At 36.8% G+C, this 19,911-nt stretch carries 19 protein-coding genes; 13 read left to right on the top strand and 6 right to left on the bottom strand.

Features of this window, described 5'->3' with window-relative positions; translation table 11 throughout:
- Positions 1 to 151: 151 nt before the first annotated feature.
- From gatC to GVN22_RS21310, 4 genes are all read right to left on the bottom strand, one after another.
- On the bottom strand, positions 152 to 439 hold the full coding sequence (gene gatC, locus GVN22_RS21325; protein WP_166553034.1) for an Asp-tRNA(Asn)/Glu-tRNA(Gln) amidotransferase subunit GatC: 288 nt from the start codon (positions 437 to 439) through the stop codon (positions 152 to 154).
- 26 nt (positions 440 to 465) lie between these two features.
- Positions 466 to 654, bottom strand: a complete 189-nt coding sequence (locus GVN22_RS21320) for a hypothetical protein (protein ID WP_166553033.1) — start codon at positions 652 to 654, stop codon at positions 466 to 468.
- Between the two features lie 199 nt (positions 655 to 853).
- Positions 854 to 2,350 carry a glutamate--tRNA ligase gene (gene gltX / locus GVN22_RS21315; RefSeq protein ID WP_205690989.1) on the bottom strand — a complete coding sequence of 499 codons (1,497 nt, stop codon included), beginning with the start codon at positions 2,348 to 2,350 and terminating at the stop codon, positions 854 to 856.
- 293 nt (positions 2,351 to 2,643) lie between these two features.
- Complete coding sequence (locus GVN22_RS21310; RefSeq protein ID WP_166553032.1) at positions 2,644 to 3,015, bottom strand: Rid family detoxifying hydrolase; 372 nt, start codon at positions 3,013 to 3,015, stop codon at positions 2,644 to 2,646.
- A 170-nt stretch (positions 3,016 to 3,185) separates the two neighbouring features.
- On the opposite strand from GVN22_RS21310, the gene GVN22_RS21305 reads away from it, so the two are divergent.
- The 12 genes from GVN22_RS21305 (at position 3,186) to GVN22_RS21250 (ending at position 16,275) form a co-directional block, all read left to right on the top strand.
- Positions 3,186 to 3,575: a VOC family protein gene (locus tag GVN22_RS21305; RefSeq protein ID WP_166553031.1), complete on the top strand. Its 390-nt coding sequence runs from the start codon at positions 3,186 to 3,188 to the stop codon at positions 3,573 to 3,575.
- Positions 3,565 to 4,449: a DMT family transporter gene (locus tag GVN22_RS21300; RefSeq protein ID WP_166553030.1), complete on the top strand. Its 885-nt coding sequence runs from the start codon at positions 3,565 to 3,567 to the stop codon at positions 4,447 to 4,449. The genes GVN22_RS21305 and GVN22_RS21300 overlap by 11 nt, the downstream gene beginning before the upstream one ends.
- 11 nt (positions 4,450 to 4,460) lie before the next feature.
- Positions 4,461 to 5,282, top strand: coding sequence for an RsiV family protein (locus tag GVN22_RS21295; RefSeq protein ID WP_166553029.1), 822 nt, complete (start codon positions 4,461 to 4,463; stop codon positions 5,280 to 5,282).
- Between the two features lie 311 nt (positions 5,283 to 5,593).
- Complete coding sequence (locus GVN22_RS21290) at positions 5,594 to 5,926, top strand: tRNA-binding protein (protein ID WP_166553028.1); 333 nt, start codon at positions 5,594 to 5,596, stop codon at positions 5,924 to 5,926.
- Positions 5,927 to 6,053: 127 nt separating this feature from the next.
- Positions 6,054 to 6,377 carry a hypothetical protein gene (locus GVN22_RS21285; RefSeq protein ID WP_166553027.1) on the top strand — a complete coding sequence of 108 codons (324 nt, stop codon included), beginning with the start codon at positions 6,054 to 6,056 and terminating at the stop codon, positions 6,375 to 6,377.
- A 3-nt stretch (positions 6,378 to 6,380) separates the two neighbouring features.
- Positions 6,381 to 6,815: a hypothetical protein gene (locus GVN22_RS21280; RefSeq protein ID WP_166553026.1), complete on the top strand. Its 435-nt coding sequence runs from the start codon at positions 6,381 to 6,383 to the stop codon at positions 6,813 to 6,815.
- Positions 6,816 to 6,906: 91 nt separating this feature from the next.
- On the top strand, positions 6,907 to 9,156 hold the full coding sequence (locus tag GVN22_RS21275) for a TonB-dependent receptor (RefSeq protein WP_166553025.1): 2,250 nt from the start codon (positions 6,907 to 6,909) through the stop codon (positions 9,154 to 9,156).
- A gap of 45 nt (positions 9,157 to 9,201) precedes the next feature.
- Positions 9,202 to 9,441, top strand: a complete 240-nt coding sequence (locus GVN22_RS27925) for a heavy metal-binding domain-containing protein (protein WP_166552992.1) — start codon at positions 9,202 to 9,204, stop codon at positions 9,439 to 9,441.
- An 82-nt stretch (positions 9,442 to 9,523) separates the two neighbouring features.
- The gene (locus GVN22_RS21265) at positions 9,524 to 9,865 is read left to right on the top strand and encodes a heavy-metal-associated domain-containing protein (RefSeq protein WP_166553024.1); all 342 of its coding nucleotides are present in this window, start codon (positions 9,524 to 9,526) and stop codon (positions 9,863 to 9,865) included.
- Positions 9,866 to 9,966: 101 nt separating this feature from the next.
- Positions 9,967 to 10,404 (top strand): hypothetical protein, encoded by a 438-nt coding sequence (locus GVN22_RS21260; RefSeq protein WP_166553023.1) that lies wholly within the window; start codon positions 9,967 to 9,969, stop codon positions 10,402 to 10,404.
- 329 nt (positions 10,405 to 10,733) lie between these two features.
- Positions 10,734 to 11,963, top strand: a complete 1,230-nt coding sequence (locus GVN22_RS21255; protein WP_166553022.1) for a dicarboxylate/amino acid:cation symporter — start codon at positions 10,734 to 10,736, stop codon at positions 11,961 to 11,963.
- Between the two features lie 211 nt (positions 11,964 to 12,174).
- Entirely contained in the window at positions 12,175 to 16,275 is a 4,101-nt protein-coding gene (locus GVN22_RS21250; RefSeq protein ID WP_166553021.1) for a DEAD/DEAH box helicase, read from the top strand.
- A 217-nt stretch (positions 16,276 to 16,492) separates the two neighbouring features.
- On the opposite strand, the gene GVN22_RS21245 is transcribed toward GVN22_RS21250, so the two are convergent.
- On the bottom strand, positions 16,493 to 17,701 hold the full coding sequence (locus tag GVN22_RS21245; RefSeq protein ID WP_166553020.1) for an ABC transporter permease: 1,209 nt from the start codon (positions 17,699 to 17,701) through the stop codon (positions 16,493 to 16,495).
- Positions 17,702 to 17,832: 131 nt separating this feature from the next.
- Positions 17,833 to 18,213 (bottom strand): 30S ribosome-binding factor RbfA, encoded by a 381-nt coding sequence (gene rbfA, locus GVN22_RS21240; RefSeq protein ID WP_166553019.1) that lies wholly within the window; start codon positions 18,211 to 18,213, stop codon positions 17,833 to 17,835.
- Positions 18,214 to 18,436: 223 nt separating this feature from the next.
- Here rbfA and GVN22_RS21235 point away from each other — a divergent pair, with 223 nt between their 5' ends.
- On the top strand, positions 18,437 to 19,786 hold the full coding sequence (locus GVN22_RS21235; RefSeq protein WP_205690988.1) for a hypothetical protein: 1,350 nt from the start codon (positions 18,437 to 18,439) through the stop codon (positions 19,784 to 19,786).
- The last annotated feature ends 125 nt before the right edge of the window (positions 19,787 to 19,911 follow it).

Here is a 19,911-nt window from a genome sequence, read left to right as displayed (position 1 = left end):
CTTTTTGTATTAAGACAAAAAGTAAGACTAAGAATTAATCAATAAAATATGTTTTTTGAAAAGTTTAAACAGCTTCATTATAATTTTTAGACAAAAGGTATTGTATTTCTACCAACTGTTTGTAGATAAAAACAATCACTCATTCGCTAAATCATTCAATTACCTTCGGAACTCTAAAATACTCACCATCTTGTTTTGGTGCGTTTTTCAAACCTTGTTCACGAGAGATGTTTGGTATAACTTTATCCTCACGCAAAGCATTTACCTCAAGGCTCATGTGCGTTAAAGGTTTTACGTCTGCCGTGTCAACCTCATTGAGTTCTTCCATCCATGTCAACACAGAGTTGAGCGAACCCATCATTTCATCTTCAGCAGATGCGGGCATTTCGAGTCTTGCCAAATGAGCAATCTTCTGTAAAGCTTCTTTGTCGATTTTCATCAGAAAATAATTTAGTTAACAGATTCTCATTTCTCTAAATCATCACGACCTCTTAACTTTTTATCATCCATGTGTTTATTCAAAAACTCATTGATTTTATTGATGTCAACAGTTCGATTGATTTCTCCGAAAGAGTTGATTGTTATATCGAATCCAGCAAGTTCGTCATGAACCTTCGGGAGTTCATTTTTTGCATTATCTTTTTTCTTTGCCATAACGTAGTTTAGAAATTTTGAGGTGAGAAAATAATTACTCAAATACTTCTCAAAGGTCTAAATTAATCACTTAATCATTTATTTACTAATTTATCTTTGAGAGATAAAACAGTAAAGATTTAAGGTAAAAAAACTATTACTTACCTACAAAATCAAAAATCCTAAACACCGTGTTAAACAAGCTTTCATCAGCAGCAAACTACAAGGTAGTCAATGCTGTATCAAGGCGTTGAATAACGGCATCTTTGCCGATAATTTCCATCAAAAGCATCAAGTCAGGACCTGCACCTGCACCTGTAACAGCCACACGAAGTGCCTGCATAACTTTCCCCATTTTAATGCCTAGTTTTTCTAATTCGGCAGATAAGGTATGTTTGATTTCGTCGGCTACAAAATTTTCTAAAGCTGGCAATGCCTCTTTGAAAGTAGTGATTGCTTTTTTAGCATCGTCGTTCCATTTTGAAGCAATAACCGCTTGGTCATAACTTGTTGGAGCTACAAATAGCGCATTAGCTTCTGAAACAATTTGCTGAGGGAATGTTACACGCTCTTTGAACAGATGAACGATTTTTACCGCTTTATCACTTTCAAAGTCTGTTAAGTATTGAGATGCTAAAGCCTCGTCAGTTTGTTGACGCAAATACTGCTCGTTATACCATTTTGCTTTATTAATGTCAAATTTGGCACCCGATTTATTGATACGCTCCAAAGAGAAAGCCTGTGTCAATTCTTCCAAACTGAAAATTTCTTGTTCGGTGCCTGGGTTCCAGCCTAAGAAAGCCAAGAAGTTGATTAAAGCTTCTTTCAAATAACCTTCTTCTCTAAAACCAATTGATTTAACGCCTTCAGGGTTAGTCCATTCTAATGGGAATACTGGGAAACCGCCGATTTCTGCATCACGTTTTGATAATTTGCCATTGCCTTCTGGCTTAAGCAATAATGGAAGGTGAGCAAATTGAGGCATGGTGTTTTCCCAACCAAATGCACGATACAACATCACGTGCAATGGCGCCGAAGGTAACCATTCTTCTCCACGAATTACGTGGGTGATATTCATCAAATGGTCATCAACAACGTTTGCCAAGTGATAAGTTGGTAAACCGTCAGACTTCATCAAAACTTTATCGTCGATGGTTGAAGAGTGAACGTGTACCCAATCACGGATTAAATCTTTGAAACGGATTTCCTCTTTAGCAGGTACTTTCAAACGAATTACGTACGGTTCGCCTGCTTCGATTTTTGCTTTTACCTCTTCTTCCGTTAAAGTCAATGAGTTTTTCAAGCGAGTACGAGTTACAGCATTGTATTGGAATGCCGAACCTTGGCTTTCGAAAGTAGCACGCATCGCATCTAATTCTTCAGACGTATCAAAAGCGTAATAAGCTTTACCAGCGTCCAATAAGATTTGAGCATGTTCTTGATAAATAGCCGAACGCTCAGATTGGCGATATGGCTCATGTGGACCGCCTACACCAACACCTTCGTCAATAGTGATTCCCAACCATTGAAGCGACTCAATGATGTATTGCTCAGCGCCAGGAACAAAGCGGTTTTGGTCTGTATCTTCAATACGGAGCAACATTTTGCCCCCTAATTTTTTAGCTAATAAATAATTATACAGTGCTGTTCTTACTCCACCAATATGCAAAGGCCCCGTAGGACTTGGAGCAAATCGAACTCTTACTTCTTGACTCATTATCTCTTGGTTTTATTCAGACTGCAAAGATAATTGAGATTTATGTGAATATTGTACGGAAAAGGAAAAATAGCAGAGAAAGAGAGGAAACAAGAAAAATCCATCCATGAGCAGGGCTATATCGGATTTGAGATTTGGGATTTCGGATAGGGGGGGGTATTACTCAAAAGAAACAATGACACCCCTATCCGAAATGAAATATCCAATATCCGCAGCTTTCACAATTTTCGATTACAACTTTATGCATGGATGAATCGAGCTATGAAAGCAGAAAGCTGATATCCGAATGCCAATTAGGCTACTGCAATACAAGAAATCTCAACGTTCACGTCTTTAGGTAAACGAGCTACCTCAACAGTTTCGCGAGCGGGAGGGTTAACCGTAAAATAGCTACCATACACTTCGTTTATCAAAGCAAAATTGTTCATGTCTTTTACAAAAATCGAACACTTTACCACGTTTTCGAAAGTCATATTTGCTGCTTCAAGAATCGCTTTTAAGTTTTCCATCACTTGTTTAGTTTCTTCTTGGATGCTTGCACCTGCTTCTACCAACGCCAAGGCGATTTGACCAGATACATATAAAGTACCGTTTGAAAGAACCGCTTGTGAATAAGGACCGATTGCCGCTGGCGCTTTTTCTGTGAAAATTATTTGCTTACTCATGGATAGTTTAATACGTTTGTTAACGGAAAAAATGATTTTGCTTGCAAGATACAAAGTTTGATTCTTTATCAGGAAGGAAATATCCGATTATGTTTAAATGCCTTTCTGTAATCAATATCGTTAATGTATTGCACAAACATCATTTATCATTTATCTAAACTATCCCCATCATGTTACCTATCAATCATATTCATCATATCGCCATTATTTGTAGTAATTACGAGGTTTCGAAAAAGTTTTATACCGAAATCATGGGTTTTGAGATTCTACAAGAGGTTTATCGTGAACAAAGAGATTCGTACAAACTGGATTTGAAAGTAAATGGTATATATCAAATAGAACTGTTCTCTTTTCCTAATCCTCCAGCACGTCCGTCACGCCCCGAAGCAGTTGGTTTGCGTCATATTGCTTTTGAAACCGACGATGTTAAACTAGTACATCAATTAATTACCCAAAAAGGTGTCGAATGCGAGCCTGTTCGTATCGACGAAACAACAGGCAAAGAATTTTTCTTTTTTGCCGACCCTGATGGATTACCCATAGAGTTTTATGAAAAATAAAGGTGTTCAATACATGCTAATGTCCTCTTTATGTTTTGCCATAATGAGCGCCATAGCAAAGGTATTGGGCAAAGTATTTCCTTCGGTCGAACTGGTGTTTTTTCGAAATATTGTAGGATTAATTTTTATTATTTCCTCCATCGTCAAGCGACCTTTACAGCAAGTAGGAGGGCGGTTTGGTCTTCTGACCTTACGAGGTATTATGGGGACGATTTCTCTGTACACCTTATTTTATTGCATTACGCATATTGGTTTAGCTCAAACGAGTACCTACGGACAAGCATTTCCCATATTTCTTGCTATTTTTTCCTATTTCTTAACCAAAGACGAGCAACTCAATCGAAAACAATGGGCAGCTGTTGGACTAGGGTTTGTCGGGATTTTATTGATTTTCAAACCTGATGTTCGTATACCAATGCAACATCATTTGGCAGGATTAAACTATGCGATTTTTACAGCACTATCTTTCTTATCAATCCGTGAACTGAAGCGATATTATGATACCCGTTCGGTAGTCATGTCTTTTATGCTTACAGGTGTTGTGGCAAGTATTGTGTCTATGATTTTGGGCGAGTGGATTACCGATCATCGCTGGGATTTTATGATAGGGAAATTTGTGATGCCACAAGGTATGCAATGGTTTTGGGTATTGCTCATGGGGCTTTTAGCGATGGGCGTACAAATTTTCAATACCTTAGCATTAGGAGCCGAAAAAGCTGGAATCGTAGGAGTAGTAAGTTACAGCAGTATAGTCTTTGCGATGATTCTTGGTACAATTTTGGGTGACAAACTACCCGATACGATTACTATTCTAGGCATTGTCTGTATCATTATTTCTGGTATTTATATTTCCATCAAAAAGGATTCAAAATAAAAAATATACCCATGAAAAAAGTCTTATTAGGGATTACAATATTGGTTGTTGGCTTGGCAAGCTGTAAAAAATCAGGCAATTCATTCGAAACCGCAACAAGCGATACTTTAACGTATGAATTAAAAAAGTTTGAAAAGAAAAGCGATAACTGTATAAAAGAAGACTCGTTGTGTGCGACGGTACGTTTTGAGTATCCTTTTTTTAAGAATGAAGCATTAGACCAGCAAATTCAAACAGATTTGATTGCTATTTTTCAGGATAGTTCTGATTCCACTGTTGTACCTGCTAAGAAAGTCGACGACCTAGCTGAACCCTTCATTAAAGAATACGCACAAACGCTTGAAGAAGGCAAGAATTATGCGGAAGATGCCAATGAGAAAAACCCTGGAGGCTTTTTTGTGATGCCATGGATAGAGGAAGCAAGTTTGAAAGTCGAACGTCAGACAGATACCTATCTGATGCTCAAGGCCAATACCAATTGGTTTAAAGGCGGTGCACATCCCATCAGTATGGAATACTATTTTGTGTATAATCGTGAAACCTTGAAAAGAGTAAAACTAGAAGACTTGTTTGAAAAAGGATTTGACCAAAAATTGCTGGCAATAGCAGAGAAGCAGTTTAGAATCAATGAAAAACTCAAGCCCAATGAGCCATTAGACGACTTACATGGGTATTTTTTCGAAAATGCAAAGTTTATTCTGAATGATAATTTTACATTAACTCCCAAAGGGCTCAAATTTTTGTATAATGTGTATGAAATTAAAGCCTACGCTTTTGGAGTCACGGAGCTGGAGATTCCTTATGAAGACTTAAAAGAAATTTTGAAAAAATAAATAAAAAAAGAGGCAAAATCGATTGAAATTGCCTCTTTTAAATTTAAGATTTAAGTGAACTTTTGTGTAAAATGAAACTATTAATTTGCCAGGGGTAAGGTAAAAGGGTACATCTGTAACCCATGATATTATTTGTTTAAACGTGACTAGTGTAGAATATTCGTGATAATCTAAAAATCAACTACTTCCGTAGCTGTTTGGTGCAGGAATCTGTAACAAATGTAAGAGATAACCCGTGGAAGGTGTCAACCGTTTACTCAATCATCGACCGTTTACGCATTTTTTTTAACAAGAATCAAGAAATTTATTTAATGATAACTTGGCAGGATTTTGAAAAAGTAGACCTCCGTGTGGGGACTATTATCGAAGTGCAGGATTTTCCCAAAGCGAAAAAGCCTGCTTATCAACTCAAAGTAGATTTGGGTGAAGAAATTGGTATTAAAAAATCTTCTGCTCAGATTACTAAGCTCTACACCAAAGAGGAGCTTATCGGCAGACAGGTGATTTGTGTGGTGAATTTTCCTCCTCGACAAATAGCCAACTTTATTTCTGAAGTGTTGGTGACGGGTTTTGAACAAAGCGACGGAGAGGTCGTTCTCACTACCGTTGAGCGGAACGTTCCTAATGGTGCAAGACTCTTTTAGATAACATTTTATATTTTAGTGGGTTAACAAATATTAACGTTTGAAACTTTTTTTCGAATCGAGAAGTTTTGTAAATTGCAATGTCATTTGAAGTAACGTTCTTTTTAGCCTTGATAACCTTCTCAGTATGAAAACATCTACTCAAAATAAAATTTTGCTTTCAACTTTACTACTTGGCGTATGGGTCAGTAGTAGTGGATTTGGTTTGGTTGAGCCGACAACGGTTCTCGAAAATCGTCGCCATAAATCAGAAATGAGAGCTGATTCTAGTCAGAGTCTTGAAAGATTGAAGTTGGAGCAGGACAAGGATAAGAAAGAAAGCTCCAATAATTCAAATCAAGATTCGGATGATTCTGATAAAAAAGTAACCGATTCATTGATTCAATGGATAGCCAATAGTCTTCATGTTGTGTTTATCAATTTTATAAATGCATTGTTCCATTTAAAGTAATATATGAAACTTTTTCTCTCACGCATATTTTGCCTGTTTTTGGCTTTGCAAGTGCTTCTTTCGAGCGCTGGCTTTGCTATGAATGAGCATTATTGTAAAATTAAAGGAGAGAAAGTATGGTCGTTGAGTAAAGTTAGAGGTTGTTGTTCTGTTAAAGAAAAAAAGCAATTTCAAACTAAATCCCCTTCTTACAAAAAATCCAAATGCTGTAACGATAAGGTTTTTCATGCCAAAGTAACAACAGAATCAAGTCAGAATACCTATACTGATTCGATTGACCATGTTTCTTTGATTTGGGAAAGCCAAATGCCTCCGATGTGGGTTTTCCGCAACGAGATTTTGCCTATCGAAACGGCTTCTGTTTTATATTACCATTCTCCTGCGCCACCACCTTCGGGGCGCCAAATTCTTGTTAAAATTCAATCTTTCCTCATTTGAGATTACACTTTTGATCATATCATTAGTGTGTTAAAGGTGTGCATTTTTGAAAATGCCTCACTTTTTATATTTCCTCAAAATGAAAGATTTTATGAAAACTACCTATAAAGGGTTGATTCCTAGTATAATTCTTGGAGTAATCCTGCTCTTTATTTCTTCTTATTCAATCATGGCTCAAACAGTGGTAAAAGGTGCTGTTTATGAGCAAAAAAGTGATAACTCTTTAGAGCCTCTTATTGGTGCTAGTGTGCGCTGGGCCAATGCCAAAAGTGGTGTACTTACCGATACGGAGGGAAATTTTTCTATCTCGAAAAAGCCTGAAAATCATGAGCTTATTGTAAGTTTTGTAGGTTATAAAACTGATACGCTTATGGTACACACCACTGGATTTGTGAAAGTACTTTTGCAAGTAGCTGGTCAGCTTAACGAAGTAACGGTTACTTCATCTCCTACCAATATCGACCGACTAAATCCCATACAAACAGAGTTTATTAATACCAAAACATTGGCAAAAGCTGCGTGTTGTAACTTATCTGAAAGTTTTGAGACAAATGCTTCTGTATCTGTGAGTTATGCGGATGCGATTACGGGGTCTAAACAAATTCAAATGTTGGGTTTGTCAGGTAATTATGTACAAACCAATGTAGAGAATATCCCAAGTGTTCGTGGGTTGGCAACTACTTTTGGATTAAACTATATTCCTGGTACTTGGATTTCTTCGATTGATGTATCAAAAGGCGCAAGTTCGGTTGTAAATGGCTATGAATCAATGACTGGAGCATTGAATGTAGAGCTCCAAAAACCTGATGATTCAGACAAACTGTATGTGAATACCTATATTAATTCTTTTGGTCGTGGGGAGTTGAATATCAATACCGCTCGTAAATTGAATGATAAATGGTCGGTAGGTTTGTTGACGCACGGTTCGGGACAAAGTATTTCGATTGATCAAAACCACGATACGTTTAGAGATGTGCCGTTATTTGGTTTGGCTACTGCACTCAATCGCTGGAAATATCAGTCTGACCGTATGATGGCACAATTTGGCATAAAAGGCTTGTATGAAAATAGAACAGGAGGACAAAATGCTGCTGATTTTGTCAATAAGCCTTATTACGAGTTTGGCAATAGAACCAAAAGGGTAGAGGCATTTGCGAAGATTGCAGCGCTTTTTCCAGAAAAACCTTACAAAGGTTTGGGCTTTATTATGAATGCTTCTGTACATGATGCCAATGCGTATTTTGGTTTGACATCTCGTAGTTATACAGGATTACAGAAGACGTTTTACAGTAATTTGATTTATCAAAATATCATCGACAATACCAATCACACTTATAAAGTAGGAGCAAGTTTTATCGCGGATTCGTATCGTGAAAGCTATTTAGATTCGGCTTTTCATCGCAATGAAATAGTGCCAGGTGTATTTGGTGAATATACTTATGTAATTCCTGAAAAATTCACGTTGGTCTTGGGTGGACGCATGGATTTTCATAATCTTTATGGAAATCGTTTTACGCCAAGAATTCATGCAAAATATGACTTGTCGAGCAACACACACTTGCGAGCAAGCGCAGGTAAAGGCTGGAGAATGCCCAATGCTATTGCCGAAAACTTTGCGATGTTAGTTAACTCAAGACAACTATTGGTACTCGATCAAATTCGCCCTGAAGAATCATGGAATTATGGCGCAAGTTTAAGTCATGACTTTAAAGTAGGTACTCGCAATGCCAATTTGACCTTAGACTACTATCGTACCGATTTCAATAATCAATTGACTGTAGACATGGAGTCAGCTTATTATATCAAGTTTTATAATCAACGAGGCAAAAGCTATTCTAATAGTTTCCAGGCTGAGCTAAATTATTCGCCCATCAAACGAATGGATGTGAAATTGGCTTATCGCTTATTTGATGTGAAAAACGATATAGTGACAAGCTCAGGAGAATTGGCTTTGCTACCTAAAATGTTTGTCAACCGAGATAGAATTCTTGTAAATGTGGGCTATGCTACCAAGTTTGACAAATGGAAATTTGACCTTACATGGCAGTGGAATGGCAAACGTCGCATTCCTGATGCAAGCCATGAGCATGTTCAAACCATAGATTCTGAGCCAGTCTACGCTCCAGCTTTTTCTAATATCAACGCCCAAGTTACTAGAGGGTTTTATCGTTGGGAGCTGTATGTTGGAGGAGAAAACCTGACAGGATTTAGACAAAGTAATCCAATTATGAGCGCTAGTAACCCATTTAGTCAACACTTTGATGCCTCAATGGTCTGGGGACCTATCACAGGAAGAATGGTGTATGTAGGAATGCGTTGGAAAATTCCTTCGAAAGTCTAGTATAAACGTAAATTTATTCATAAACTCAATTTAAAAATCAAACTCATGAAAAAACTATTGGTATTAGCGATGCTTGCAACAGGATTGGCATCATGTGGACAAAAAGAAGCTGCGAAAGAAGAAACAAAAACAGAAGCTGTAGCAGCGGATTCTACTCAGCATGCAGAAGCACACAGCGATAGCACAAAAGCTTATAAATGTCCAATGAAATGTGAGGGAGAAAAAACGTATGCTCAAGCTGGAAAATGCCCATCTTGTGGTATGGATTTGGCTCAGGTTAAGTAAGCAAAACGATGAGTTGAGAATGTAGCGTCATTCTTAACTCATCGTTTTTAATTGTTATTTTAAACTTCTAATAAACATCAACATGAAAAAGCTAGCAATTATGTGGGTATTGATACTCACCACATTTTTATCCTTTGCAGATAATCCATCGACGGTAAAAATCAAAACATCGGCTATTTGTGAAATGTGCAAAGAGCGTATCGAAAAACGTTTGGCATTTACGAAGGGCGTTAAAGATGTGAATCTGAATTTGGATGATAAAGTCGTTTCGGTGACTTTTAACCCAAAGAAAACCAATGTTGAAGCACTTAAAAAAGTGATTACAGAAACAGGTTACGACGCCGACGATGTACAAAAAAATGAGGAGGCACATAGCAAACTTCCAAGTTGTTGCCAAAAAACTAGTAAGGGAATGAAACACTAAAATATGTTTAGTGAAAGATGACCAACCTTTGTTCAAACTTTTAAGTGGAAAGAGAGTTATTAAGGAAAAGCAAAGAATACCTAAGCTTGCTTTTGAACTATATGAATATTTTTCTGAAGACCTCAGTTGAAAAAAGTATCCAAGAAGTGTGGGATGGTTTTGATGAAAAGCTTTTCAAGGCTTTGGCTCCTCCATTTCCACCCTTTCGAGTATTACGATTTGACGGATGTTTGACTGGCGATAAAGTTGGAATAGAGTTAGATTTTATCTTTTTTAAACAAAATTGGGAATCAGATATTATTGAGCATCAAAAAGCGGACGGAGAATACTATTTTGTAGATAAGGGAAGTAGGTTGCCATTTTTTTTGAGTACTTGGCTGCACAAACATCGAATTGTTAGAGAAAATGAGCAGACCTATATAATTGATGATATAAAATATAAAACACCAAATATAATTTTGGACTTTTTGATTTATCCAGTTTTATATCTTCAATTTTTGTACAGAAAACCAATTTACAGAAGATACTTCAATACGTAGATTTGTTACTCAAAATCCTAAAACAGAATCCACTCTATTTGCAAAGGGTGGATTTTTTGCTTTATTTCGTTAATTCAAAATCCACTAAGAGAAGGTTTGAAAATTTTATTTGACATTTTTGAAAAAACTAAATTTCCTTTCGCCACACCTTACTTTTCTTGTCTTGACACAAGAAAAGTAACAAAAGAAAGTCAAGAAATCCTAAACTCGCCTTCGGCTCAAACAATAGGATTTCATAGATATAAACTTTTTCTCTTTTAATGATTTATAAAATTTAAACAAGCTCTAATCGGAAGAAAACTTCGTATTACAGACTAAACATTTATCAAATGAAATTAAACATTACGACAAAAATTCTATTGGGTTTTGTGATTGGTGTAGCCATCGGACAGTTTCTGAATGTGAGTATGAGTCCAGAGGCGGCTGCGGCCATTTCATCAAAATTTCAAATCCTCAGTAAGGTATTCCTTAAGCTCATCAAGATGATTGTTGGGCCGTTGGTATTTTGTACATTGGTAGTAGGGATTGCCAAATTAGGGGATTTCAAAGTGGTAGGTCGTATTGGTATCAAGACCCTATTATATTTTTACTTTGCTACTATTTTATCGTTAATCGTGGGGATGGTGGTTGTAAATGTAACCCGTCCTGGCGAAGTGCAACAGTGGCCTCGTCCGCAAGCAGGTACAGATACGGGTATTACTGGTAGCAAAATGAAGTCGATGGAAGACTTTATCTTACATATCTTTCCTGATAGTTTGTTTAAGGCATTAGCCGAAAATGAAATTCTTCAGATTGTAGTATTCTCTATCTTTTTTGGTATTGCACTTGGTTCGATTGGTGATAAAGGTAAGATTATCATCAAAGCCATTGATTCTTTAGCCGAAGCAGTATTCAAAGTAGTAAGTTATGTCATGGAGCTTGCTCCGTTTGGCGTATTGGGTGCTATGACTGCCGTAGTTGCTAGCAAAGGGTTAGGAATTTTGGTGAGCTATGCTTACCTATTGCTTTGTTTCTTTGGAGGATTACTTTTCTTCATATTCGTAGTACTTTGGGCTATTTGTTTGGTTATGAAAATTCCATATTGGAAATTATTGGCCGAAGTAAAAGATGCGCTATTTTTATCATTTAGTACTGCTAGTTCTGAAGCATCATTTCCACAAACTATTGCAGCTTTGGAACGTTTTGGGTGTTCGCAGCGTATCATCGGGTTTGTATTGCCATTAGGTTATAGCTTTAACCTCGATGGTTCAATGATGTATATGACCTTTGCTACAGGCTTTATCGCTCAGGCGTATGGTGTACCATTGTCATTAGAACAACAAATTACGATGCTTTTAACGTTGATGATTACCTCAAAAGGTATCGCAGGCGTACCACGTGCCTCATTAGTCGTAATCGCAGGAACGTTAGCCATGTTTGATTTACCTACCGAAGGTATTGCGCTCATTCTAGGCGTAGACCCATTCTTAGATATGGGACGTTCAGCAACTTCGGTTGCTGGTAATGCAGTGGCAACTTGTGTGGTGTCGAAGTTGGAAGGTGAGTTGCAGAATGTGTAATTAGCAATACATGATAACGAAAAAGGGATTGAGCTTGCTCAATCCCTTTTTCGTTATCATGTATTAATTATTTTCAATAAATACGAGCTTTTAAGAAAAAGAAACTTTTTAATAGGTAGAGTAGATGGAATAAACCTATCATGTTTAGTATTATTCAGAAAGTAACTAACTTTAGACTTTTAGCGTTTCAAGAATCATTAGAGGAATAAATATGACAAGTGCTAGTGCAGAAGAGTTGAAATTGAAGTATCAGGAGCTGGAGCAAGCAGAGAAAAAAATCCTGTTGGTGCTTTCCTATCTCAATAAATTCATACCAATTGGGGTAGTATATAAATTATTTGATGTATATCAAATCAAAGATGAGAATAGAAAGGATTTTACACAACAAAAGACCAAAAGATGTATCGATGACTTGAAGAAAACAGGTTTTTTAAGAACCTATTTTGGAGCAGAAATAGCTCTTTCAGATGAGATTTCTACCTATATATTTGAAGAACTTATCAAAAGTCCTTATCTGGAAAGTATCCAACAGTTGACAAAGGCTAATAGTCGGTTTATGACTGATAATAGACTTTATTTTAACGATTTGAATGAGTTTAGAGTTGCTATTTATACTGGTGATTTTAGTCAGTTTAGTGTCAAGAGTCAGAAAGATGTTTATGTAAGCTATTCTCGTATAAACTTATTTCAAGACGCAATTGGTTCGGGATTAGATATTACCAATTTACTTGGAGGCTACATTGCTGGTCAGCAAATTCAATGTGTCGAATACGCTTTTCTGTATTACCTAAATATAGGAAAAGATTTAAGCCAGTTTATTTCAGGCTTGAATGACTTTAATGTCGACAGTCAGTTAATAGATTTGTACAAAGCCTACTATCATTTTTTTAGAGCAGAATGGCAGGAGTTTAGTGCAATTGTTGAAGAAAATAATAGTTACTCCGACATATTAGCATTGCATGCCTTCTCGGAAGTAATGAAAGGAGAATATACGCGTGCGATTGAACTGTACGAAAAGTCGATTAAGCTTTGGAGAAAAGAAAACAATAAAAAGAAAGGATATTCAAATACCTTTTCACTTTTCGGATATGTACTGTCGTTGGCAAAAGTCGATAAATCTAAATTTATAACGTTCTACGAAGATTATTATGCTTTTCACCAGAAAAGTAACGTCCATTCTATTGTCTTTGAATTGATTATTTACTTTTACGGTTATTTTATTCAATCTTCTAAGTCAAAACTTACCAACACGCTCCCACCAAGTATTTTTAGCTATTTTGGTTTAAGTATTATCAATGCTCTCTTTAAAAATGCTAGTTTGTCCTATAGTTTGGCAGAAGCCCTACCATACCTGACTTCCAATAATTATATAGTGATTGAGGCCGAAGTGTTAAATGCCATTGCGAAAAGAGAAGAAGAAAAACATACACAAGCTAATGAAGAAAGATTAACGTTCTTAAAAGAACAGATAGGTACCACAATTTTGGGTAATCTTTTGGCAGAGCAAGAGGACTGGCAACGGGCATTGTTACTCTTACAAAAAGTAGCAGATTCAATTGGTGGAGTTACAAGTACTAATGAAAAATCAAACGTACGTCTGGCTTGGGGGATAGATTTACACTTTGATGAAGTTTGGCCAATTGAACAAAAATTACAAAAAAATGGTACTTGGTCGGTAGGAAGAAAAGTGGCACTCAAGAGATTGTACAATGACGAGTTAGATTATTTGACCGAACAGGATAAATTGGTTATTCAAAAGAGCATTAGCGTTCAAAATAGCTATAATGATTGGAGATATAATTCTAGCCAATACGTAATTAATTCCTCCGAAGCTTACAAGTTACTCTGTGATCATCCTCATTTGTATCTACAAAAAGGTGCTGAGATGATTCCATTTACGCTATCCAAAGGCGAGGTGATACTTCAAGTAAAAAGTACGAAATCCAAGCTAACGGTAAAATTTGATGAGAAAATAGAGGGTTCTGGTATAAGGCTGATTAAGCAAACGCCTAATCATTATAAACTTGTCGAAATAACACCTGCGCATGTGGCCATTAAGAATGCGTTCGGGAATAATAATTTGGAAGTTCCTATCGAAGCGAAGACTGAACTATTGAAATCATTGGAGTTGATTTCTAAAAAAGTGGTCATTCAAAGTGATTTAGAAGAACAGTTTGAATCATTACCTATTTTGGATGCCGATGATAGGATATATGCCCTGATTAATCCACAAAATGATGGGTTTTTAATAGAGTTTTTTATCAAACCTTCTAGTAAAAAAGCCATGTTTTTGCCTGTAGGCAAGGGTTCCGAAACCCTCGTTTCTACGGTTGATGATGTTCGAGTACAACTCAAGCGAAATCTGAAGAAAGAACGCAAAAATTATGAGGCTATAATAGAACAATGCCCAACATTGGGAATGTTTGAAAGTGGGAATAACCAATGGACAGTTGATTCGCCTAATGATTGTTTGACTATCTTACAAGAAATGGCTGAACCATTCAAACAAGGTAAATTAGTCATAGAATGGCCAAAAGGTCAGAAAATGAATTATTTAGGAGAAATTAATACCCAAAATTTATCGCTTAAGCTCAAAAGCCAAACCGATTGGTTTGAGGTATCTGGCGAGGCAAAATTAGATGATAAGTTGGTGCTGTCGCTTCGAGATATTTTGGAAAAACTCGATACGAATGCCAATTTTATAGAATTATCAGAAGGGCAATTTATTGCTATTACCGAAAAGCTTCGTAAACAATTACAGTTGATGAACCGTATATTGGACAACAAAATGCGCGGTAATATGCTTTTGTCAGAAACTGTCGAAGATTTATCGAATGATTTAGATAGTTTCAAAGCCGATAAAGCTTGGCTTGAAAATTTGAAGCGTATCAAGAAAATTCGTGACACAACCTATGAAGTGCCCAAAACGTTTGAGGCTCAACTAAGACCTTATCAGTTAGAGGGTTATCAATGGCTCGCTCGCTTGTCTGAATGGGGAGTAGGGGCGTGTTTGGCGGATGATATGGGTTTGGGTAAAACGGTACAATCTTTGGCATTGTTACTCAAGCGCGCCGAACTCGGACCAGCACTGGTGATAGCACCCGTAAGTGTTTGTCGAAATTGGGAGTCCGAAGCGCTAAAGTTTGCACCAACACTCAATGTACTGACCTTCGCAACGGCAAGCAATAGAGCAGAAATGCTTGAAAATGCAGGTACATTTGATATTGTAATTACAAGCTATGGCTTATTGCAAAGTGAAGAAGCGCTTTTTACGAAAAAGAAATTTGCGACTATTTTGCTCGACGAAGCGCAGGCTATCAAAAATAAAGCCACTAAGCGCTCAAAAGTTGTTATGGCATTGGACGGTGATTTTAAGATTGCAACAACAGGTACACCTGTCGAAAATCATTTGGGCGAACTCTGGAATTTGTTCAGATTCCTTAATCCAAGCCTATTGGGAAGCCATGATAGTTTTCAAGAGAAATTCTCAAATCCAATTGAAAGATACCAAGATAAAGATGCCCAAAAGGCGTTACAGAAAGTCGTAAAACCTTTTATCCTCAGAAGACGTAAAAATCAGGTGTTAGATGATCTTCCTGCCAAAACAGAAATTGTATTGAATATCGAAATGTCTGTTGAGGAACGCTCATTTTATGAGTCTTTGAGACAGTCGGCTCTTGAAAGATTAACCAGTGAAGAAGAAGGTCAGGATAAACGATTTAAGATTCTTGCCGAATTGACAAAACTCAGATTGGCGTGTTGTAATCCAAAATTAGTCAATGAAGACGTACCAATTGGTAGTTCGAAGCTCGAAGCTTTTGTTGAAATACTCGAAGAACTTCGTGAAAATAATCATAGAGCATTAGTCTTTAGCCAGTTTGTAAAACACCTAGAGATTATCAAACAATATCTCACAGAAAATGGCATTGCTTATCAATACTTAGATGGCAGTACGCCTGCCAACAAACGACAAGAGAGCATTGATGCTTTCCAGAAGGGAACTGGCGATGTATTTTTGATTAGTTTAAAAGCTGGTGGAGTAGGGCTAAATTTGACAGCAGCCGATTATGTGATTCACCTCGATCCGTGGTGGAATCCTGCCGTAGAAGACCAAGCAACCGACCGTGCGCACCGTATTGGTCAGCAACGCCCAGTAACGGTATATAGGTTGGTTACAGAAGATACCGTTGAGTCCAAAATATTGAAACTTCATGAAACGAAAAGGGATTTGGCAGATAGTTTGCTTGAAGGTACTGAAGGAAGTGGTAAATTATCAGCTGAGGAGTTATTGGCCTTGATTAGAGAAATATAGTTTTCAATGAGTGAGTGTTGATTGAGTTAGCGATTATTTTAAAGTCTATATTTTAGCTGTAGAGACGCAATGATTGCGTCTAAAGCCGAGTTGTATCTCGTATCAAAAAAGCGGTCGGAAATTGTTTTTCCGACCGCTTTTTTCATAAAAAGTTGGATAATAACCTTTATGCTAAAATTCTGGATGACTTATGTTTTAATATCTAGCCATAAGGTAATTAAAACTTCACTGCACGCTTGGCAGGGAAGTACGATGCTACAAGGGTCATGATAATTACGACAACTGCGGTAAAAAAGAAATCATTGAAGCGCATTTCTACAGGATAGGCATCTACTAAAGAACCTACGATTCCCATTGAAACAAAACCATATACTTTCTGAAGCCAACAAATGGTAAAACCTAAAATCAAGCCTACCAAAGCACCACTAAACGCCACAATAGCACCTTCATATAAGAAAATTCGCTTAATTACACTTTTTGATGCGCCCATAGCACGAAGGGTTTTAACATCTGGTTTTTTCTCAATAGCCAACATTGAAAGTGAGAAAAAGATATTAAAGCTGGCAATTCCTATGATAAATGACAGAGTAAGAAATACAAAAAGTTTTTCGATTTTGATAGCACGTAATAGACTGGCGTGTTGCTCGTCTTGGTTTTGTACGACAAAACTTTCTCCTAATAAATCCTGAATCTTACTCTGGATTTGAGGGATCTGTTTAGGGTCTTTTACTTGGATTTCTAGAGAAGTACGTTGGTTGCCATATTCGAACAGCTCTTGGGCAAAACTAAGTGGCACAAACACAAAATTATTGTCATATTCTTGCTCGATGGCAAAAATACCTGTTGGTAATAAGTTTAAACGATTAAATGCGTCTGTCGAATTAAAATCGATGGTTTTACTATGATTATTGCGTGGATACCATGTTTCGAGTGGATAAAATGCGTCTACATCAACCCCTAGTGTAAAAGCTACCCCAGAGCCAACCACTGCATAAGAGATACCTTGACCGCCCAATTTTAATTCACCGTCAATAATGCTCGATTTGAGGCGTTGTTGTTTGAGAAAATTGTCATCAACACCTTTTAACGTTACTACCATTTGGGCTTCTTTATACCTAATGAGGGCACTTTCTTGAATAACTTGTGTAATAGTGCTTACACCATCTACCGCTTGAATTTTGGCAAGAAAGGCAGGAGTACATGGAAAGTTTTTCCCTTTTTTAGCACTGATTTTTAATTCTGCATCAAAAGTTCGGAAAAGACCTTTTTGGAAAGCTTCTAATCCATTAAACACCGATAAAACAATCACCAATGCCATTGTACCAACGCAAACGCCGAGCATTGAAATCCAAGAAATAAGGGAAATAAAGGAAGTCTTTTTTCGAGCAATGAAATATCGTTTCGCAACAAAGAAAGGCAAATTCATGATAGGGAGCTCTTGGAGATAAGATAAACAAATATATAAGAAGCAATGAGTATAAAAGTGAAGGAAATGAAACGTAAATGAGATTACGTTTCAAACCTAAATTCTTCACTTCCTATTGGTGCAATCCAATATTAATCCTCAATTTCTTCTCCTTCTTTCAAAGGTGGAATGTCTAAGCTTGAAATTAAACGATCCATTTTGGCAGCATATTCGGCGGTATCATCCAAAAAGAACTCCAAATCAGGAATAATACGAGCTTGGTGACGGATACGTTGTCCCAAAACTCCCCTGATTTGTTTCGTTTTTTCACGAATCTCCTGCATCAAACCTTGTTTATCGTTGGCAAGCATGAAGCTCAAGTAGATACGGGCAATAGACAAATCTGGTGTTACTTTTACATCGGTGATCGTGATGAAAGCATTACCAAAAGCACTACGCATATCTTTTTGAAAAATCTCGCTCAAATCTTTTTGAATCTGACGAGAAAATTTTTGTTGTCTTTTCGAATCCATTTCCGCTAGTCTTTACAAATCGGCATATATTGCCATCTATGAATAAATAAACCAATAGCACTGGTTATCATAGCGATTTTCTGAGGGTGCTATTGTAATATTAATGCAAATTTCGGGAATTTAATTTGATTAACCGTAATTTCGTGAAAAATACCTTTTAATTAAAGTAACAGTTATGTTAAGTTTTTTCAGGGTGAATGCCCTCTATCAAATATTTAGTTTATTGATTTTACTAATCATATCTCGTATTCATATATTCTTGTACGGTTCGCCTGAACTGATTCCTGAATTACAGTGGATGCTAGTCGGCGAGCAAATCAATAAAGGTTTTGTAATGTACTCAGATATTTGGGATAATACCGCGCCGTTCTCTGCTATGGTATATGCAGGAATTGATAGTATTGTTGGTCGTTCTCAATTTGCGTATCAATTTCTAGCCTTTTTTGTAGCTGCTTTTCAGGTAATATATTTCAATGTGGTGATTAACAATAGAGATATTTTCCCCAAAAGAACCTATTTGCCTGGTTTGATGTATGTAATCTTTTTAAATATCTCGATTGACTGCGCTACGCTATCACCCGTGTTGATGGGCACTAGTTTTTTGTTGCTAGCTTTCGGGACAATTGTTAAGCAAGTTAACCGACTAGAGGCTACCGATGAAGTGTTTGAAATTGGCTTTTTGATTGGGGTGGCCACATTGTTTTATCCTCCTGCTGGTGTTTTTATTTTGTGGGCAATTGCTTCATTATTGTTCTTTAGTGGTGCTACATTGCGTCAGCATTCATTGGCTATATTTGGTTTCTTGTTCCCTTTATTTTTGACTGGACTATTCTTTTATTTGGATGGTACTTACGATGATTTTTTCCAAATATTTATCTCATCTGTATTCCAAATTCGCCAGTATAATCTTAATGACTTCCGTACGTTATTGGCGACGTTGTTTCTGCCATTTATTTTTGCTGTTTTGGGTTTTTTGAGATTGGTTAATGCCACAGGATTCGTCAATTTTCAGCTTCGTTGTCAACAAGTGATGATGCTTTGGGGATTAACAGGTTTTCTTTCGATAGGACTAATGCCCTTTTTGGCGCCAATGCAGTTCATTATTTTTGTGCCAGCTTTGGCATTTTTTGCAACAAATTTTTTTAGTAGTTTCAAAAAAACATGGATGGCCGAAATGCTCTTTTTGGGTAGTTTATCAGTAATGATTTTTTTCTATTTCCAAGGGGCAAACGATAGCGATGAATCTTTTGCAAAGCTAAATAATTTGAAAATCAAGCGTAATAGTGCTTTTCCTTTCAAGAGTAAAAAAGTATTAGTGTTGGGAAATGGTATGGAGGAATACTTGGATAACTATGCTGCCACGCCTTACCTTAACTGGAACTTGGCAAAATATGAATTAGAGAATTTAGATAATTACGAAAATGTAATAAGTATCTTGAGAAATTTTGAAAAAGATACGCCAGAAGTCATTATAGACAAAGCGAATTTAGTTCCTAAACTGTTTAAAAGAATCCCCGCACTAGCCCGTCGCTATCATGCTGATGGTAAAGGCGTTTATTTATTGAATTCGTAAAGGCTAAATTTAGTGAGCGAATGGGTAATTATTTTTAATTGTAGAGACGCAATGTTTTGTGTCTAAAGAGGTATCAGGAGAAATACGGTATCAAAAAAAGCGTTCGAAAACCTATTTTCGAACGC

The sequence above is a fragment of the Cellulophaga sp. BC115SP genome, from assembly GCF_009905545.1.
GTDB lineage: Bacteria > Bacteroidota > Bacteroidia > Cytophagales > Spirosomataceae > Flectobacillus > Flectobacillus rivi.
The sequence above is the reverse complement of the archived record's forward strand: the minus strand, read 5'-3'. Positions and strand labels throughout refer to the sequence as shown.